Origin of the sequence: Pantoea allii, assembly GCF_002307475.1 — a bacterium.
GTDB lineage: Bacteria > Pseudomonadota > Gammaproteobacteria > Enterobacterales > Enterobacteriaceae > Pantoea > Pantoea allii.
On sequence record NZ_NTMH01000011.1, the window covers coordinates 261,699 to 278,452 of the forward strand.

12 protein-coding genes and 1 tRNA gene are annotated in these 16,754 nt (G+C 51.8%); 5 read left to right on the forward strand and 8 right to left on the reverse strand.

The annotated features are described in order from the left end of the window. Positions 1-19 precede the first annotated feature (19 nt). Positions 20-1,774 (forward strand): LPS biosynthesis-modulating metalloenzyme YejM, encoded by a 1,755-nt coding sequence (yejM, locus tag CMR03_RS04115; RefSeq protein WP_096010861.1) that lies wholly within the window; start codon positions 20-22, stop codon positions 1,772-1,774. Between the two features lie 73 nt (positions 1,775-1,847). Next, positions 1,848-1,924, forward strand: a tRNA-Pro gene (locus tag CMR03_RS04120). A gap of 123 nt (positions 1,925-2,047) precedes the next feature. Here CMR03_RS04120 and arfA read toward each other — a convergent pair. Together arfA and CMR03_RS04130 are read right to left on the reverse strand one after the other, a co-directional pair. Further along, positions 2,048-3,562 (reverse strand): arabinosylfuranosidase ArfA, encoded by a 1,515-nt coding sequence (arfA, locus tag CMR03_RS04125; protein ID WP_096010862.1) that lies wholly within the window; start codon positions 3,560-3,562, stop codon positions 2,048-2,050. A gap of 41 nt (positions 3,563-3,603) precedes the next feature. Further along, on the reverse strand, positions 3,604-5,007 hold the full coding sequence (locus CMR03_RS04130) for an MFS transporter (RefSeq protein WP_096010863.1): 1,404 nt from the start codon (positions 5,005-5,007) through the stop codon (positions 3,604-3,606). A 747-nt stretch (positions 5,008-5,754) separates the two neighbouring features. Between CMR03_RS04130 and CMR03_RS04140 the strand changes: the two genes are divergently transcribed. Both CMR03_RS04140 and CMR03_RS04145 read left to right on the forward strand, forming a co-directional pair. Continuing rightward, positions 5,755-7,008, forward strand: a complete 1,254-nt coding sequence (locus tag CMR03_RS04140) for a mechanosensitive ion channel family protein (protein ID WP_096010865.1) — start codon at positions 5,755-5,757, stop codon at positions 7,006-7,008. 284 nt (positions 7,009-7,292) lie between these two features. Beyond that, positions 7,293-7,496, forward strand: coding sequence for a hypothetical protein (locus CMR03_RS04145; RefSeq protein ID WP_063880261.1), 204 nt, complete (start codon positions 7,293-7,295; stop codon positions 7,494-7,496). Positions 7,497-7,701: 205 nt separating this feature from the next. Here CMR03_RS04145 and CMR03_RS04150 read toward each other — a convergent pair whose 3' ends face one another. From CMR03_RS04150 to apbE, 3 genes are all read right to left on the reverse strand, one after another. Next, positions 7,702-9,354, reverse strand: coding sequence for a multidrug ABC transporter permease/ATP-binding protein (locus tag CMR03_RS04150; RefSeq protein WP_096010866.1), 1,653 nt, complete (start codon positions 9,352-9,354; stop codon positions 7,702-7,704). A gap of 85 nt (positions 9,355-9,439) precedes the next feature. Beyond that, positions 9,440-10,081, reverse strand: coding sequence for a DNA oxidative demethylase AlkB (gene alkB / locus CMR03_RS04155; RefSeq protein WP_096010867.1), 642 nt, complete (start codon positions 10,079-10,081; stop codon positions 9,440-9,442). A gap of 14 nt (positions 10,082-10,095) precedes the next feature. Next, the gene (gene apbE, locus CMR03_RS04160) at positions 10,096-11,136 is read right to left on the reverse strand and encodes an FAD:protein FMN transferase ApbE (RefSeq protein ID WP_063880264.1); all 1,041 of its coding nucleotides are present in this window, start codon (positions 11,134-11,136) and stop codon (positions 10,096-10,098) included. Between the two features lie 145 nt (positions 11,137-11,281). Between apbE and CMR03_RS04165 the strand changes: the two genes are divergently transcribed. Beyond that, the gene (locus tag CMR03_RS04165; protein ID WP_096010868.1) at positions 11,282-11,395 is read left to right on the forward strand and encodes a response regulator; all 114 of its coding nucleotides are present in this window, start codon (positions 11,282-11,284) and stop codon (positions 11,393-11,395) included. A gap of 331 nt (positions 11,396-11,726) precedes the next feature. Here the strand turns inward: CMR03_RS04165 and ompC are convergent, their stop codons facing one another. The 3 genes from ompC to CMR03_RS04180 all read right to left on the reverse strand — a co-directional run bounded on the left by ompC (position 11,727) and on the right by CMR03_RS04180 (position 16,750). After that, entirely contained in the window at positions 11,727-12,854 is a 1,128-nt protein-coding gene (gene ompC / locus CMR03_RS04170; protein ID WP_063880266.1) for a porin OmpC, read from the reverse strand. 585 nt (positions 12,855-13,439) lie between these two features. Continuing rightward, a complete protein-coding gene (locus CMR03_RS04175) occupies positions 13,440-14,606 on the reverse strand; it encodes a beta-barrel domain-containing protein (RefSeq protein ID WP_063880267.1) in 1,167 nt (388 codons plus the stop codon). Further along, entirely contained in the window at positions 14,603-16,750 is a 2,148-nt protein-coding gene (locus tag CMR03_RS04180; RefSeq protein WP_063880268.1) for a type I secretion system permease/ATPase, read from the reverse strand. Before CMR03_RS04180 ends, CMR03_RS04175 begins: the two co-directional genes overlap by 4 nt. Between the last annotated feature and the right edge of the window lie 4 nt (positions 16,751-16,754).

Sequence of the window (16,754 nt, forward strand, 5' to 3'; positions counted from 1 at the left end):
GCTGATCTGACGTAAAACTATGGTAACCAACCGACAGCGCTACCGCGAGAAAGTCTCCCAGATGATTAGCTGGGGACACTGGTTTGCTCTGTTCAATATCTTTTTCGCGCTGATTCTGGGTAGCCGCTATCTGTTGGTTGCCGACTGGCCTGCCTCGTTGGCGGGACGTATCTATGCGTACACAAGCTGGGTGGGTCACTTCAGCTTTATTGTTTTTGCCGCTTATCTGTTGATTATCTTCCCGCTGACGTTTGTCGTCATGTCGCAACGTTTGATGCGGGTGCTTTCGACGGTGGTCGCCACCGCCGGCTTAACGTTGCTGATGGTCGACAGTGCCGTGTTCAATCGTTTCCATTTACACCTTAATCCGGTGGTATGGGAACTGGTGATTAACCCCGATCAAAGTGAAATGGCGCGCGACTGGCAGCTGATGTTTATCGGTGTGCCGCTGATTTTCCTGGTGGAGATTCTGTTTGCTACCTGGAGCTGGCAGAAGCTGCGCAGCCTGAACCGCCGCTCTTTTGGCAAGCCGCTGGCAGCACTCTTTATCAGCGCCTTCTTTGCCAGCCACTTAATGTATATCTGGGCTGATGCCAATTTTTATCGCCCGATTACCATGCAGCGCGCAAATTTGCCCCTTTCCTATCCTATGACGGCACGTCGCTTTCTGGAGCGCCACGGTTTGCTGGATGCGCAGGAATATCAGCGCCGTCTGGTGCAACAAGGCGATCCTGAAGCCGCAGCAGTACAGTATCCGCTCAGTGATATCACCTTTGCGGATAAAGGCGCACGCGATAATTTGTTAGTGATTACGGTGGATGGGCTGAACAGCGCCAGTAGTGACAGCGCCCTGCCAGCATTGAACCAGTTTGCCAGCCAGAACGTACGCTTTACCCAACATTTCAGCGCGGGCGATAATGCAGAAAAAGGCCTGTTTGGTCTGTTCTACGGTATCTCGGCCAGCTATATGAACGGTGTGCTGGCACAGCGAACGCCGTCCGCCCTTCTCACCGCATTGAGCACCCAGGGCTATCAGTTTGGCCTGTTCTCATCGGATGGATTTAGTCAGCCACTTTATCGTCAGGCTCTGCTGTCCGACTACACGCTGCCTGCCAGTGAAGAACAGCCCAATGCCAGCACCGTCTCGCAATGGCAAAACTGGCTGGGCGCTCAAAAGAGCGATGGTACGCCATGGTTCTCCTGGGTGGCACTGCATGGCCCGACAGTGAGCGGCGATAACGCCAAAGCACGGCAGCGCAGCTATATGCGTCAGGCACCGGCGCTCAATGATCAGATTCAGGCCATTCTCTCTACATTGCAGCAACGTGACTTGCTGAAAAACACCGTGGTGGTCATTACGGCGCAGCATGGCGTGCCGCTGGATGGCGATCCCGATAATGAAGGCAATCGCCAAATCCTGCAGGTTCCACTGGTTATTCACTGGCCGGATACGCCAGCACAGACGGTGACGCGCCTTTCCGATCATCAGGATGTGATGGTGACGCTGATGCAGCGCTTGCTGCACGTCAGTACGAATCCGGTGAATTATGCCCAGGGTGAAGATCTGTTTGCTGCTCAGCGTCGCCATGACTGGGTCACCAGTAGTGAAGACAACAAGCTGGTGATCACGACGCGTGACATCACGCTGGTGCTGAACAATAACGGGAGCTACCGTGCTTATGACGCCAGTGGAAAAGTGCTGAAAGATCATAAACCGGAGCTGGCGCTATTGTTGCAGGTGCTCACAGAAGAGAAACGTTTTATCGCTAACTGATTAATAATGCGGCAGTTAGTTGCCGGGTAGCTTGCATTCGTGCGAAGAATCAGTAGACTAGCTTTCCAAAGTTCGGCACGTAGCGCAGCCTGGTAGCGCACTGTCATGGGGTGTCAGGGGTCGGAGGTTCAAATCCTCTCGTGCCGACCAAATAATCCCTTTAAAAGCAGCCATTTACGGCTGCTTTTTTTATTGCCTGCGAACTGAGTCAGGCAATATCCATTCTGACAGCCCAGATGCCCACGCCTTTCTGGTATCTGGGCGATCAAACCCTCAGGGCTGCAGATCGATCACCACCATATTCCAGCTGAGAGGCGGAAGTGACACCTGTTTCTGGCGACGCTGTGCATCGGTGACAGTGCGCGGCTGCGGCACCACCTTATCCGGCTCAGTAAAGGTATTTTTAGCGTCCAGCGCATGGCCCGCTAACACGACATGTTGTGATAATGTCCCCTCACCAAACTCATCGAGCACAAAGGTAATGTCTGCCGCATCATGGGCGTGCGTGTTCAACGCGAAGAAGGCGATCTGCTGTTTCTCTTCGTTGTAAACGGCCGCACTCTGAACCTGTCGGGTTTCGCCATGCACGGTGTTCACCGTAGGAACATTGGCAAAATAGCGTAATGCCTGTCCCCGTCCATACTGACTCACCATCTGGAAAGGCCAGAAGATGGTCTGGCGAATCACCTCACCACCGGGGCGGGTGAAAATGGGAGCAATCACATTGACCAGTTGAGCCAGGGACGCCATTTTTACCCGGTCACAGTGATTGAGCAACGAACACATTAGCCCACCGAACGTCAGCGCATCCAGAAAAGTATAAGACTGTTCCAGTAACGGCGGCGCTTCCTGATACAGGTTGTTCGGGTCGATAAAGTGATCCTGCCAGGGCTCGCCTTCGATAGACCAGATATTCCATTCATCAAACGACAGCATCATCTTTTTATCGCTGCGCAGTTTGGCTTTAACATAGTCGGCCGTTGCCGTAATGGTATGAATAAAATCATCCATTTTCTGGAACGAGGCTAAGAAATCCTGTGGATGACCGGTACTGTTTTCAAAGTAATGATGGCACGACAGGTAGTCAATCTGATGATAAAGCCCCTCCAGTACAATGCGATCCCATTCGGGATAGCTGGCCTGAAGCGAATTAGAACTGCCGCATCCGACCAGCTTGATATCCCGATCAACCCAACGCATGATTTTTGCCGTTTCACGCGCTTTTTTAACGTAATCTTCCGCACTCAACTGCCCGGTCTGCCACTCGCCGTCCATCTCGTTACCCAGGCACCAGAGCTTGAAATTATAGGGTTTTTGCCGGCCATGCTGGATACGCAGATCGCTGAGTGCGGTGCCGGATGCCAGATTACAGTACTCAATGAAGTAACCGGCCTCCTGCGGCGTGCCTGTGCCGAGATTGACGGCGATCATCGGCGTAACCCCATACTTTTCGCACCAGGTGGCAAACTCATCTATGCCAAACTGATTGCTTTCTTTGGTCAGCCACGCGTAATCCAGCCTTACCGGGCGCGCTGATTTTGGGCCAATACCATCGCGCCAGTTGTATCCCGAGACAAAATTACCGCCGGGATAACGGACGGTGCTAATCCCCAGCTCTCTTACCCGTTCGCCCACGTCCTGACGAAAACCCTGTGCGTCCGCCGTGGCATGGCCCGGTTCATAGATGCCGCTGTAGACGGCCCGTCCAAGGTGTTCCACAAAGGAACCGTACAGGGCATCGTCCACCCGATCGATGGTGTTTTGTTTTTGAAAAAAGTACTTAATCATTTTCTTCCCTTCTGTTTTCACAATGGATTACAGCTGGAGACTCAGTCGGGATGAGTCGAGAACAGATCGTCTTCAATGGTTTTCATTTTGGCGGTAGTCAGGATATAGCGCGTGCGGACCAGCCACACAGACAGCAGATAACCGACCACGGGAATCCAGACCATCAGTGCGTAAATGCCATCGATCGCGCTGCGGCTTTGTTCGACCACATTGGCCTGATAGCCGGTAAACGACAGAACCCCGCCCACAATCGCGCCACTGACGGCCAGGGCAATTTTGAGTGAAAACAGGTTGCCGGAGGCACAGATCCCGGATAAGCGCTTGCCCGTTTTCCAGTCACCGTAGTCATCGACATCGCCAATGAACGACCACAGGATGGGTGCACCAATCTGATGAATGACAGACAGGATAAAAAACCAGATGAAAACCAGCACACTACTCTGGGCGGGTAAAAAGAAGAACACGATCGACATTGCCAGGGCTGTCGATTTAGCGGCCTGATAAACCTGGACTTTACACCAGCGGTTGGTGAAATACGGGGTAATGTACGAGCCAAGAATACCGGCAATAATGCCGGTACTCAGAAACAGCGTGGCGTAATAGTCGTTCAGTCCCATCACGTATTTTGCGAAATAGATACAGGCCGCGCCGCGTACAAAGGAAGGAATGCAGTCGAGAAACATGGCAAAAACACAAACAACCCACTGATCGTTTTTCGTAATTTGCCGGATGATCGCGAAAATCGACTCCCCGGCATTGCTCTTAGGTGTAATGCGCTCTCGGGTGGTCGCGACGCAAAAAACAAACAGAAACAGGGAGATCACGGCAAACAGCGTGATGACCCAGAAGAAACCAATTTGCCGGTTTCCGTTACCGAAAAACGCCACCATCGGCAGTAAGGTCAGGGTGCAGAACAAGCTGGCAAGCCCTGCGCCCATAAAGCGGAACTGCTGGCAGGAAACCCGTTCCTGCGCATTGGTGGTGATCACCCCGCCCAACGAGCAGTAAGGAATATTCACCCCAGAGTAAAGCAGCGACAGGATGAGATAGGTAATAAAGGCATACATGACCTTTGCATGGCCCTGTAAATCCGGCGTGTAAAACATCACCATACAGCTAATGGCAAAGGGCACGGCAAAACCAATAATCCACGGACGAAAACGCCCCCAGCGCGTCGTGGTTTTATCAATATAAGCGCCGTAAAAGGGGTCGAAAACCGCATCGGCAAAACGTACAACAAGAAATATGGTCGCCACAACCCCCGGTGCCAGTCCAAATATATCCGTATAGAAAAAAGACAAGAACATGGTTATCGGATTAAACAGCATATTACAGGCGGCATCACCGGCCCCAAATCCGGCCTTTTCAACAAAGCCAACGCGACCCGAGCGCACCGGCTGGGCACGATAAGCGGTATCACTGTTTGACGTAATATTCGTTTTCATTTTTCACCTTTCACCTTCCTGAAAAGAGGTGGCGATAAGCATATGTTTTAGAGCTATTTTTGGCCTACGATAACCCTCGCATAAGCAAAATCATGACTATATTTTCCATATATTTAGCTTATGCAGGCATAAAAGCCGGAGGACGTTACCCCATTGTGTAACCTCCTGTGATGGAGAACGGTGTGATTTCCTGTATATAAATATCGTGCTGAATGGCGACAAAAAGATCATTAAGAGGAGAGTAAAGAGGAATAAAACAGAATCGCTTCACTCACCCTCTTGTGGGTTTGAATTAACCAATCATTTAAGTAAAAGAGGTCAATTAAGATATTGTTCAATCGATATAAACCTGATGAAATGCATTATCGTTAAATAATGAAAGCTAAAAATATACAGTGCAGAAACATGCATATTTAATGTTGTAAAAACGCGGTGAAAGTGCCCTTACGGCGGCAACGTACCAGGCTGACCGCCAATACATCCTCAGCGTGCAGCACGTGTTTCCTGCCGCGTGCAGAAAGCAGCCCACCCTCAGTGCATGCGCAGGGCCATCTGCTCTGTCATCGGCTGCCCTGCTGCGGCGGTCTGAAAGCGGCGGTCAGCGCTGCCACCGTGCAACCTCGAAATGACATTATGAATAAATTCCATTAACTTACTCGTCGCAGGAAGCCCAAACGCACGCTACGCTTATCGGCATCATTGGGTTTGTGGTTGAATACAAACAACATTTTCAGGCATACGATTAACATGAATTATTTGAACGACATACAACACTATATTGAAAACAAACCTGCACTTTCTGTTACTATTAACCTCGTTGTGTTGATCGTCGCGGGCCTGGTTGCGCATCTGATTTGTAAGTTTTTTGTGGTAAAAGTGGTGCGTAAGGTGTTTTTTAGTACCCATAAGAAACAGGTGCCGCTCGACAAAGATGTCAGGTTGTCTGAAAAAATCTCTAATTTCATTCCGGTTATCACCGTTTACTTTCTGCTGCAGTTTATGCCGGACTTGCCCGAGCACCTGTTAATCGCGATTAAGACTATCTGCGGCATTTTATTTATGGTTTACCTGTCGCTGTTTTTTAATGAAGTCCTGGAGATTATCAATATCTCCTATGTTAAAAAGTCGAAACGTAAAAATCATTCGATTAAAGGTTATATTCAGGTCGGCAAAATCCTGGTGCATATCATCTCGGCGATTATGATCCTGGCCATTATGTCGAATAAATCGCCAGTGATTATTATCTCCAGTCTCGGTGCGGTGGCGGCGGTGCTGATGTTGATATTTCAGCATACCTTGTTGTCGCTGGTGGCGAATATTCAGCTGTCATCCAATGATGTGCTGCAGTTGGGCGACTGGATTGAAATCCCGGCGAACAACATCAGTGGTGAAGTGATTGATATCGCCCTTCACACCATCACCATTCGCAACTGGGACAACACGCTTTCCCGTGTTCCCACCAAAACCTTTCTTACTGAAACCTATACCAACTGGCAGGCCATGTTCTCATCCGGTGCTCGCCGAATCATGCGCAGTTTTTACATTGATCAGACGTCGATAGGTTTTGTGGACCACGCCATGCTGGAGCCCATGACGCAGATTCGCGGCATCAGTGAGCAACTCTCCAAACTTATGGATGGTCGGGAACTGAGTGCCGTAGGTGACCGCTGGTTTGTTGAAAACGGTATGACTAACCTGATGATCTTCCGTCACTATCTTACAGCCTGGCTGGCTCAGCGAGATGACATCAAAAAAGACATGTATATCGTGGTGAGGTCGATGAAGCCTTCTTCTGAGGGGCTGCCCATTGAAATCTATTGCTTCACGTCATCAATTCTGTGGGTCGACTATGAAAATACTCAATCAACAATCTTCGAATATATCTATGCCATCGCTAACGTCTTTTCATTGCGCATCTACCAGCGCCCGTCAGGAAGCGACCTGAGTTTTCTGGCACAGGAACGTCAGCAACCGGCAACCCATAATGAAGCCCAGACCTGAGAAGCCTTTGCCCTGCCTGCTCTTTTTCAGACGTGAGCAGGGCTAAACAAATTCGGTCCGCCAGGCTGTTCAGCCCCGCCTGGCGCTTATCGTTGGTGTATCGGACTTTCCTGAAAAATTGCGAATAAATACAACATTAATTATAAAAATCATTTATTTATTAATAAAATGCAAATGTTGATTACTTCACAAAAACAACAAATATGACAGCCTTTCATTAAATTGAAACAATTCTGTCATGAAAAAAACGTATTCTGTTTGCTCCTGAAATCGAGGGTACAGATATGATCATCAAAGCTAAAAACCTGAAGGATGCAGAAAACTTACTGCACTCAGGCATCAATAAGGTGGAGCTGGCATACGACATCGGTTGTGACGATTTCTTTCGTCTGGCAAGTCAGTGGTGCGAACGCGGTGCGCGCATCAGTAAAAGCCAACAGCATTTTGTCGTTTCAGTAAAAAACTTCCCCATCCCGCCCAACGATTGATTATAACAAGCTCCCAACCTCACACCGCCTCCCTGTTGTTACGGCCAGGCACCGTGTGATTTCAAGCGCCAACCAGAACTTTTCTAAGCCGCTCATCACTGAGCGGCTTTCTCGTTTCTCAGTGCCCCTGTCTGACGCTCGCCGCCGATGAGCAACGCGCTCAGCACGGTGTGACTGACTGAGCCTGAGACGATCTCAGCAAAAATTATAAACCCGTATCGGTAAGCTTGACGGCATCCAGGCTGGCGTGATCGCGTTCGTTACCCGTTAACTCGTAGAGGACGCCATCGCGCATCTCCAGCAGGCGGTCGGCGTGGATAAAGTAGTGGTCATCATGGCTGATGGCAAAAACGGTTTTTCCTGCAGCCTGCAACGCGGGCAGTAACTCACGATAGAAAACCCGACGGAAATGCGGGTCCTGATCGGCGGCCCATTCATCCAGCAGCAGGACGTCGCGTTGCTCAGCGACGGCCAGCAGCAGCGCCAGCCTTTTACTCTGCCCTTTCGACAACTGCAAATTCAGTATTTTATTCCCTTCAATTTTCAGCTTGTCCTGCATTTTGAGCTTTTCGAGCCATTGCTGAACCCGGCCAGGCGAAGCGGGATCGCCTTTGCTGTCTATCAGACGGTCAAACAAATGCACATCGGTGAAGACCGCTGAGAAGTGTTTACGCCAGCTATCAAGGTCGCTGACATCAACCGGTTTGCCGTCTATTAGCAAGCTGCCGGACTGAGGCCGATAGAGTCCTGTGAGTAACATGGCCAGTGTCGATTTCCCACTTCCGTTACCGCCAATTAAAAACACCAGCTCGCCACGATGAAGCGTTAAATTAATCGGCCCGACCTGGAAACCCTTCTCCCCGTAGTGAAAGGTGATATCACGCAGCTCAAGAGTTTGCCACGCGGTGTCGCCAGAAAAGGCAGGAAAGTCCGGCTCATACGGGGCGAGGTCAAAGCTGTTGAGTTTGCGAAAGGCGACCTGAGCACTGAGTAGCGTTGGAAGTGCCCCAACCGCTGACAGCAGTGGCGTGCGCAGAAACAGCAACGTCAGGGAAAAGGTGGCTGCCACCGCCGTATTGGCCCATCCCAGACTGTTGGCCATGAAAAATACCATGCCAATCGCGCCAAGCATCATGATGTTTGACCAGTTAACGGCACTGAGATGAAAGGTATCGGCACGCACGATATGGTGCCGGTAATCACTGGCATCCTGCTGATATACCTTGTCGTAGATCAGTCTGGCGCGCTCACGGTTAAGCTGGAGCTCTTTGCGTCCCTCTATGACGGTCTGGTAATCGCGATACAGGTTGTCTTCAACATCCCGTAATTTTGCCATGTGCTGATAGACCCGCGACACCAGCATCCAGCCGCCTGCTATCGTCACGACCAACCAGCCGCTGGTCACCAGTAACATCTTCGGGGACAGCCAGGCAAGATAGAGTGCCGATCCCAGCGTGATAATGATTCCCTGAATTAACTCGGGCAAACGAACAAAAGCAAGGGTGATGGCCCGTACATCGCTGGTTAATCCCGCCAGCAGTTGTGCGCTACCAATCTGTTCGATGCGCTCCACGCGCGTGTCCAGGATGCGCTTGATAAATTCACCACGCATACGCCAGACAAACTGATGGCCCAGCCAGGTCAGTGCCAACTGCGAGGCCAGCGTTACCGCCATCAACATAACCACCTGGAACAGGAACGCGGGCAGGACCGTCAGGGAGGTATTAATCGCGACAATCATCTCGCTATTAATAAACGCGATCATGCCAATACCTAACGCGGCACTCAGTAGCGTGAGCAGAATTACGCCAATAAAAGGCCAGCGATACTGGCGAAAAACCACATTTAACAGTGCCATAAAACCTTACCAGACATGAAAATCAGCCAGCAGTGTAAAGTGATGGCAAATGATAGCAATCGTTATTCGCACCTTGTGCGACGGGCTAAAACGCCCGTCGGAAAGTGAGGTTATAGCGAAAGGCGCCGGTGAGCGGATGGATACCGGCCTTAAGCGGTAAGATACCGTGATAGCGCAGGCGCGAAGGCCCGCCCCAGACCACCACATCGCCATGTTCCAGCAAAACCCGCTGAGCATGGTCACTTCGCTCAAAGCCACCGAACTGGAAAACCGCGGGTAAGCCCAGGGAAACGGAGACAATCGGCTGGCGCAAATCTTTCTCATCCTTGTCCTGGTGCAGCGTGAGCTTAGCGCCGGGCTCATAGCGGTTAAGCAGGCAGGCATCCGGATTAAACCCCGGAAAGCCGGCTTCTTCAGCGGATTGTCGGGCCAGCAAACGAAACGCGTCCGGCATAGCTGGCCACTGACGCTGACTGCTGCTGTCCTGCTCGCTATAGCGGTAGCCGCGTGCGTCCGTAGACCAGCCGAAATCGCCGCAGTTGGTCATCGCAACCGACATGCGATGACCAACTGGTGTAATGCGGTGTTCAAACGGATTTTGCGCGGCAATCGCCATCATCGCCTGGTACAGTGCTTCCGCCTCATCGCGGGCGCGGCGGCGTAAAATTACCGCGCCCTCAGCCAGCGGTTCCTGCCAGGGTGAGGCGTCACTAAACAGATCCAGCATAGATGTTCTCTCTGTCAGTCAGATGGAATAATAAAAGCGGAAAACTGGGGCGACATCCAGCTGACAAAGTTGTCTCCTTGCTTGCTGATTAAGTACACCGCCAGTTTCTCTTTGATTGCCAGCGCTTTGGCCTTTTCAGTGCCCAATACCATTAATCCTGTATCCCAACCATCGGCTTCCAGCGCGGTGGTGGCAATCACGGTCGCCGACACCAGCTTATGGTCGATTGGCCGCCCCGTAGCAGGATCGATGATGTGTGAAAGTCGTTTGCCATCCAGTTCATAATAGTTGCGATAGCTGCCTGAGGTACTGATACCGTGCCCCTGCAGATCGACCCGCGCCTGAACGGCATTTTCCCGGTCGGTCGGTTTCTGAATCGCCACCCGCCACGGCTGGTTCTGCGCATTCATTCCACGCGACAAAACAGCGCCGCCCACCGAGACCAGATAATTATTAATGCCTTCCTGCTCCATCAGGCGCGCCAGATGGTCCGTTGCAAAACCTTCTCCCACCGTGGAGAGGTCAACATATAAGCCTGGCAGATCTTTTTGCAGCCACTGCCCTTCTCCTCCCTGAATCACCCGCAAATGTTGCAAGCCAGTCAGGGCTCGGGCCGCGGCGATCTGCTGATCGTCAGGAATATGGCTGGGCTGCTTATCGGGACCAAAGCCCCATAAATTAACCAGCGGACCGACGGTAATATCCATGGCCCCTGCGGTTTTCTTGCCGATTCGCAGGGCAAGCGTCACGATATCAGCCATGTTTTCACTCACTGGCTGTGGCGTCGTGGCACGGCTCTGATTAAAGCGCGACAGCACAGAGGTGGGCTTCCAGGTTGAGAGTTCCGCATCATCGGCATCAAGCCGTTGCTGAATGCGCTGCTGGAGCACGGCTTTACGTCCGGCATCAACCCCTGCCAGGCTAACTCGCCACACCGTCCCCATTGTTTTCCCTTCCAGCACCATGGCGTCTTGCTCTTTTGACGACGGGTTATCACACCCTGCCAGCAGCACCATTGCGGCCACTAACAGCAGATTTATCTTAAAGGTCATCAATATTCATCCGTAACAGGTAATTTATGCATATTTCAAAGCACAAACACTAAGTAAAGTAACTTAAATATGGTTGATAAAACTTATGCGTTCTACCAGACTAGCTCGTTCCGCTCGATCTTGAGGGCGTCAGAAAAAGGAGTAACAGATGATTTTATTAATCCTTGCCGCTGCGTTGGCCCTGTTCGTATTAGGAAGTTATAAAACGTGGCAGCAGCGTCGAAACCGCAATGTGGCGACAGCCTATCTGCGCCGCCGTTGATCGCCTCTGCACCATTTAAGGTCATCCGCCCCTTTATCCGCGCGCTATTGTAGCAAGATCCCCTGTTTTTCCGTGGCTATGAGAGCGGTCGGACTGGCACGATTCCTGCACCAGTTATATCGTCTGATTTGCTGAGAGGTGTGGGATGGAGAAGACAGAGACTGCGATGACTACGATGCAAAACTGGTTGAGTTTTGCTGCATTCACCTTGTCGGGTGTGGCATTCGAGGGGGCGAGATATGGCAACGTTATCGTGCCGCAGGATGAAACTGGGCCAGAACAGATAACGAATGAATAAAACCAGGGAGCGCATTTGCGCTCCCTGTGACTTTTAGAACTGGTAAACCAGCCCTACGCCCACCACGTCGTCGGTATTAATTCCCGCCGCTTTGGTGAAGTCGTTGTCGTCCAGTAAGTTGATTTTGTAATCAACATAGGTCGACATGTTTTTGTTGAAGTAGTAAGTCGCACCGACGTCGACGTATTTCTTCAGATTCTGCTTGCCCCAGTTCTGCACATCGGTACCGCGTGAGTTCACGTAGGCCAGAGAAGGACGCAGACCAAAATCAAACTGGTACTGAGCCACTAATTCCCAGTTATCCGCTTTATCCGCATAACCATAAGCCGTATTCGGCTGGTTACGGCTGGTGCTGTCACCGAAGCTGGTCGCGTTATACGACCGGGTATACATCGCAGCCAGATAAATATTATTGGCATCATATTTCAGACCGCCGGTATAAGCTTCCGCTTTATCACCGCGTCCCAGGATACCCGCAGCATTACCATTCTGGTTGCTGGTACGATCGGACTGGAAGGTTGCGGCACCAATACCGAAACCGGAACCCAGATCATAGGTGGTGCTCAGGCCCCAGCCGTCGCCGTTTTCACCCAGCACATCACGACCACCGCTCGCTTCCGTTGGGTTGTCATTTTTGCCCTGATACTGGACGGCAAAGTTCCAGCCATCGACCAGACCGAAGAAGCCGTTGTTACGATAGGTCGCCATGCCGTTGCCGCGCTGGAACATAAAGTTGTCCGCGCCATAAGTATCACCACCAAACTCTGGCAGAACGTCGGTCCATGCGCCGATGTCATAAGCCACGCCGTAGTTGCGACCATAGTCAAATGAACCTGCATCGCCAAACTTCAGCCCTGCAAAGCCAACGCGGGTATAGCTGTCAGCCGTGCCTTGTGCCTCAGAATTGTTGAGTGCGGCCTGGTATTCCCACTGGCCATAGCCACTCAGTTGATCGGTGACCTGGGTTTCACCCTTGAAGCCAAAACGGACATAGGACTGGTCGCCATTGGCGCTGTCGTTATCCGAAAAATAGTGCAAACCGTCTACTTTGCCGAACAAATCTAATTTATTGCCGTCTTTATTGTATATTTCAGCCGCATTTGCCGATCCCGCTGCTGCCAGTAATGCAGGGATCGCCAGGGAGAGAATGTGACGCTTCATTTTATTACCCTCTGTTATGTGCCTTTTATATTTGCCACTGCAAACCGATGGTAATATCGGTCGGCAAACCATTGTTGTTTCATAGCGAGTAATAATCCATCGTAAAAATGCTACTAAATTTCCGAAACTGTTTCATAATCTGTAAAATTTATTTCCACATGTAAATAACACGGAACTTATTAGCCGCACAGAGTGATAAAAAATAAAGCACAAAATGATAATCAAATCGAAAATAATAGTTATCAGGATGATTTTAATGGGAATATTCCTAAGCACTCAATGGTAAAACTTATTGCGCCCCAGCCAATATACTTACTCCCGCTATCATCATTTATTTCTTATCTTCATTCACCCCGAATGATTTTTTTTTACCCTTATATATCGCCGGGCTTATTGCCCGGCTTTTTTTTGCCTGATCGCCTCTGCTCTGGTTTCATACGCGCTAAATAGCCTTGATTATTGCCGCTTTTATCACCAAATTTATTTGTTGATTTAAGAAAATATAGTGCGTCAGCAGGTAAGGCTTATCAGATAATTAGTCACTTAATGAAACTATAACAGGCCGCCCGATTCGGACTGGCGATATTAGCGCTCGCGCATCGATTCTTTGACTTTATTCAACGGCTTAAGCAAATAGTCCATTACGGATTTTTGTCCCGTCTTAATCTCAACGTTCGCCACCATACCAGGAACAATCGGGAAGCGCCGTCCCGCCCGATTCGTCAGCTCCGCTTTTTGCGTACGCACATAAACCCGGTAATAGAACTGGTCGCGCTTGACCTCATCCTGCAAGGTGTCAGGAGAAACGGTTTCCACCACGCCCGCTAAGTCACCGTAAATCGACGAGTCATAGGCGGTGACTTTGACCACCGCGGCCAGGCCGGGCCGGATATAGGCGATATCACGAGGATTAATGCGGGTTTCAATCAACAATTGATCTTCCAGAGGAACGATCTCCATTATCTTTCCGCCCGGCTCAAGTACCCCGCCGACTGTCGTAACCTGAATATCCTTCACAATCCCACGTACCGGTGAATAGAGCGTCGCGCGCGTCAGCTGATCTTCTTTGCCTGCGGCGACCTGAAGCTGGGCGTCCAGTTCAGCATTGTTTTTTACCTGCTCTTCATGAGCACGAACCAGATAGTCGTTACGCGCCTCATCGATCTTACCGCGCAGATCGCTTACCTGGCGGCGCAGGCGGATCACTTCTACCTGCCCTGCTGCCCCCTTAGCCACCAGCGGTTCAGTTAAACGCAGCTCATCCTGTACCAGCCGTAAAGACTGTTGCAGATTACTGATGGTTTCGGTCAGATTACGGCGGCGCGACTCATACAGTTGCCTCTCGCGCGCCACCAGTTGCGGCTCTTTCTGCGTCTCTGCACTGAAGGTAAGCGGAATCCCCGACAGTTCAGCGTTGAGCCGTTCTGAGGACGCACGCAGCGTGCGCACTCTGGCTTGTACTTCGCCAAAGTTTGACTGAAAACGGGTGGGATCAAGCGTGGCCAGTATCTGGCCCTTTTCGACGATATCGCCCTCATGCACATTGAGCTGCTTAACGATGCCGCCGTCCAGGCTGTCAATCACCTGTGCGCGGGTGGATGGCGTGACCTTTCCGGTGCCTACCGTGACCTCATCAAGAATCGCCATGTGCGCCCATACAAGAAAAATGGCCAGCGCCGCCGTACATAACCAGATGATTGCCGACGTACGCCGTTCATGTTTGGCCAGATCTTTGTCCATCACCACGCTCATGCCGCACCTCCCTGACTGGCATCCGCGACGTTGTGGGTCGCGCGCCGTAAAATCTGATCTTTTGCGCCGTCCGCGATGATGCGGCCGTTTTCCATTACGACAATACGATCGACCATCTTCAACAGAGCGGGACGGTGCGTCACCAGAATCAGCGTGCGTCCACTGATCCAGCCCTGCATCTGGCGGATAACATGCTCTTCAAGCTGCTCATCCATGGAGGCGGTCGGCTCATCCAGCAGCACGACCTGCGGCTGGCGCAGAATCAGTCGGCTGAGCATAATCATTTGCCGCTGTCCGCCTGACAGCCCGCGCCCGCCCTCATTGATAATGCGATCCAGACTGGCCGCATCCTGCTGGACCAGCGACAGTGCCCCACTGATGCGTAATGCCTGTAGCATGTCCTGCTCGCTGGCGTGGGGATTGCCGAGCAGCAAATTCTGCCTCAGCGTGCCAAAAAACAGACGGGAATCGTGGGACAGCCAGCCGAGCTGTCGGCGTAGGTCGGTCGGATCGATATGGGCCATATCCACGCCGTCTACCAGCACTTTTCCCTGACTGGCCTGCGCCTGGCCCGCCAGAATCTTCAGTAAGGTGGATTTCCCCGCACCGACCTTCCCCAAAATGGCGATTTTTTCACCCGGCTTGACGTTCAGCTGCTGCACATTAAGCACGTTCTTTTCGTTTTCTTCGTCGTAGGTATAGTGCACGTTGCGCAGTTCATAATGCCCGGTCAGCGTCGGGCAGTGCGCCATGGTGGCGGAATCAGGTTTATCGAGTGGTTTTTTCAGCAGCTCATCCAGCCCTTTCATGGCGGTTTTGGCGTGCTGCCAGCGTGAAAAGACCATGGTTAACTGCATCAGCGGCGCGATAGTGCGCGAAGAAAGCATGCTACAGGCGACCAGCGTTCCGGTGGTGATTTGTGAGTCCAGCACCAGGTAAACCCCAAACACCAGCATGCCCGCATAGGTCAGTTGCTGCACGGTCGCTGCCCAGCCGGTCAGTCTGGCTCCCCACAGGCGTTGCTGATTACCGATCGCGGCGCTGACCTCATGTGTCTGCTCCCACTGGCGCTGAAAATAGGGTTCGGCTTGCAGCGCTTTGATGTCTTCAATGCCTTCGATTGTTTCAACCAGCACGGCGTTTCGTAGCGCGCCTTCGCGCAATCCGGCTTTCGCCAGCCGCGCCATCGGGAACTGGACTAACATGCCCGGAATAATGATTAACGGAATAGCGGCCAATGGAATCAGTACCAGCCAGCCGCCAATAAACGACATGATAAACAGGAACAGAATGACAAAAGGCAAGTCTGCAGCCGCGCCGACGGTGGTTGAGGTCAGTAACTCACGCACCTGATCGATTTCGCGCAGCTGAGAGATAAAGGACCCGGTGGATTTGGGCCGTGACTCATTGCGGATATTCATTGCCCGGGCAAACAGCATGGCGGAAACTTTTAAATCGATGCGTTTGCCCATCAGGTCAGACACCTGCGTGCGCATCAGGCGAATCAGATATTCAATGGCGGCGGCAATCAGTACGCCGACAAACAGCACCCACAAGGTGGCCTCGGACTGGGCGGGAATCACCCTGTCGTAGACCTGCATTGAAAAGAGAATACCGGCCAGCGCCAGCACGTTACTGATTACCGACGCCACGGAGATTTCCGCGATGCGACGTCCCATGCCGCGAAAGTTTTTCCAGAACCAGTGCGGTTCATAGGGCTGCACGAACTCATCGATTCGGGCATCTCTGCCGCGTGCGGCTACGCCAATCACGCCAATGTCACCCTGCGCTCTGGAGAGCAGACCGGCCAGCTCGCCTTCGCGAATCACGTCACCGCCTTCGCTCAGCCAGTAGCGTGCGCCGCCGTCAGCATCGATCTCTTCCAGCACGGCAACGCTGTTATTTTCCATGACCAGCACAACGGGCGTGATCTCCTGCCGCCAGCGTAGTTTGTTCTGTGGCACCATCGTGAGATGGAGCCCAAGGAGACCACACAGGCGCTCCAGCTGCTGTGCCACCGGCAGGTGTTCAAACCAGCGCATTTGCTGGCGCAGCGTTTTTCCATCTGCAGGTTTGCCGAAACGGGCCGCCACGCGCAACATCGCAGCAATCCAGTTATCGGTCGTCGGGTTTTGTGCACTCATCGTA

What these genes read in the sequence shown, in the direction of transcription:
- yejM (WP_096010861.1), top strand. Translation starts at nt 20, where the DNA reads ATGGTAACCAACCGACAGCGCTACCGCGAGAAAGTCTCCCAGATGATT.
- arfA (WP_096010862.1), bottom strand. Translation starts at nt 3,562, where the DNA reads ATGATTAAGTACTTTTTTCAAAAACAAAACACCATCGATCGGGTGGAC.
- CMR03_RS04130 (WP_096010863.1), bottom strand. Translation starts at nt 5,007, where the DNA reads ATGAAAACGAATATTACGTCAAACAGTGATACCGCTTATCGTGCCCAG.
- CMR03_RS04140 (WP_096010865.1), top strand. Translation starts at nt 5,755, where the DNA reads ATGAATTATTTGAACGACATACAACACTATATTGAAAACAAACCTGCA.
- CMR03_RS04145 (WP_063880261.1), top strand. Translation starts at nt 7,293, where the DNA reads ATGATCATCAAAGCTAAAAACCTGAAGGATGCAGAAAACTTACTGCAC.
- CMR03_RS04150 (WP_096010866.1), bottom strand. Translation starts at nt 9,354, where the DNA reads ATGGCACTGTTAAATGTGGTTTTTCGCCAGTATCGCTGGCCTTTTATT.
- alkB (WP_096010867.1), bottom strand. Translation starts at nt 10,081, where the DNA reads ATGCTGGATCTGTTTAGTGACGCCTCACCCTGGCAGGAACCGCTGGCT.
- CMR03_RS04165 (WP_096010868.1), top strand. Translation starts at nt 11,282, where the DNA reads ATGATTTTATTAATCCTTGCCGCTGCGTTGGCCCTGTTCGTATTAGGA.
- ompC (WP_063880266.1), bottom strand. Translation starts at nt 12,854, where the DNA reads ATGAAGCGTCACATTCTCTCCCTGGCGATCCCTGCATTACTGGCAGCA.
- CMR03_RS04175 (WP_063880267.1), bottom strand. Translation starts at nt 14,606, where the DNA reads ATGAGCGTGGTGATGGACAAAGATCTGGCCAAACATGAACGGCGTACG.
- CMR03_RS04180 (WP_063880268.1), bottom strand. Translation starts at nt 16,750, where the DNA reads ATGAGTGCACAAAACCCGACGACCGATAACTGGATTGCTGCGATGTTG.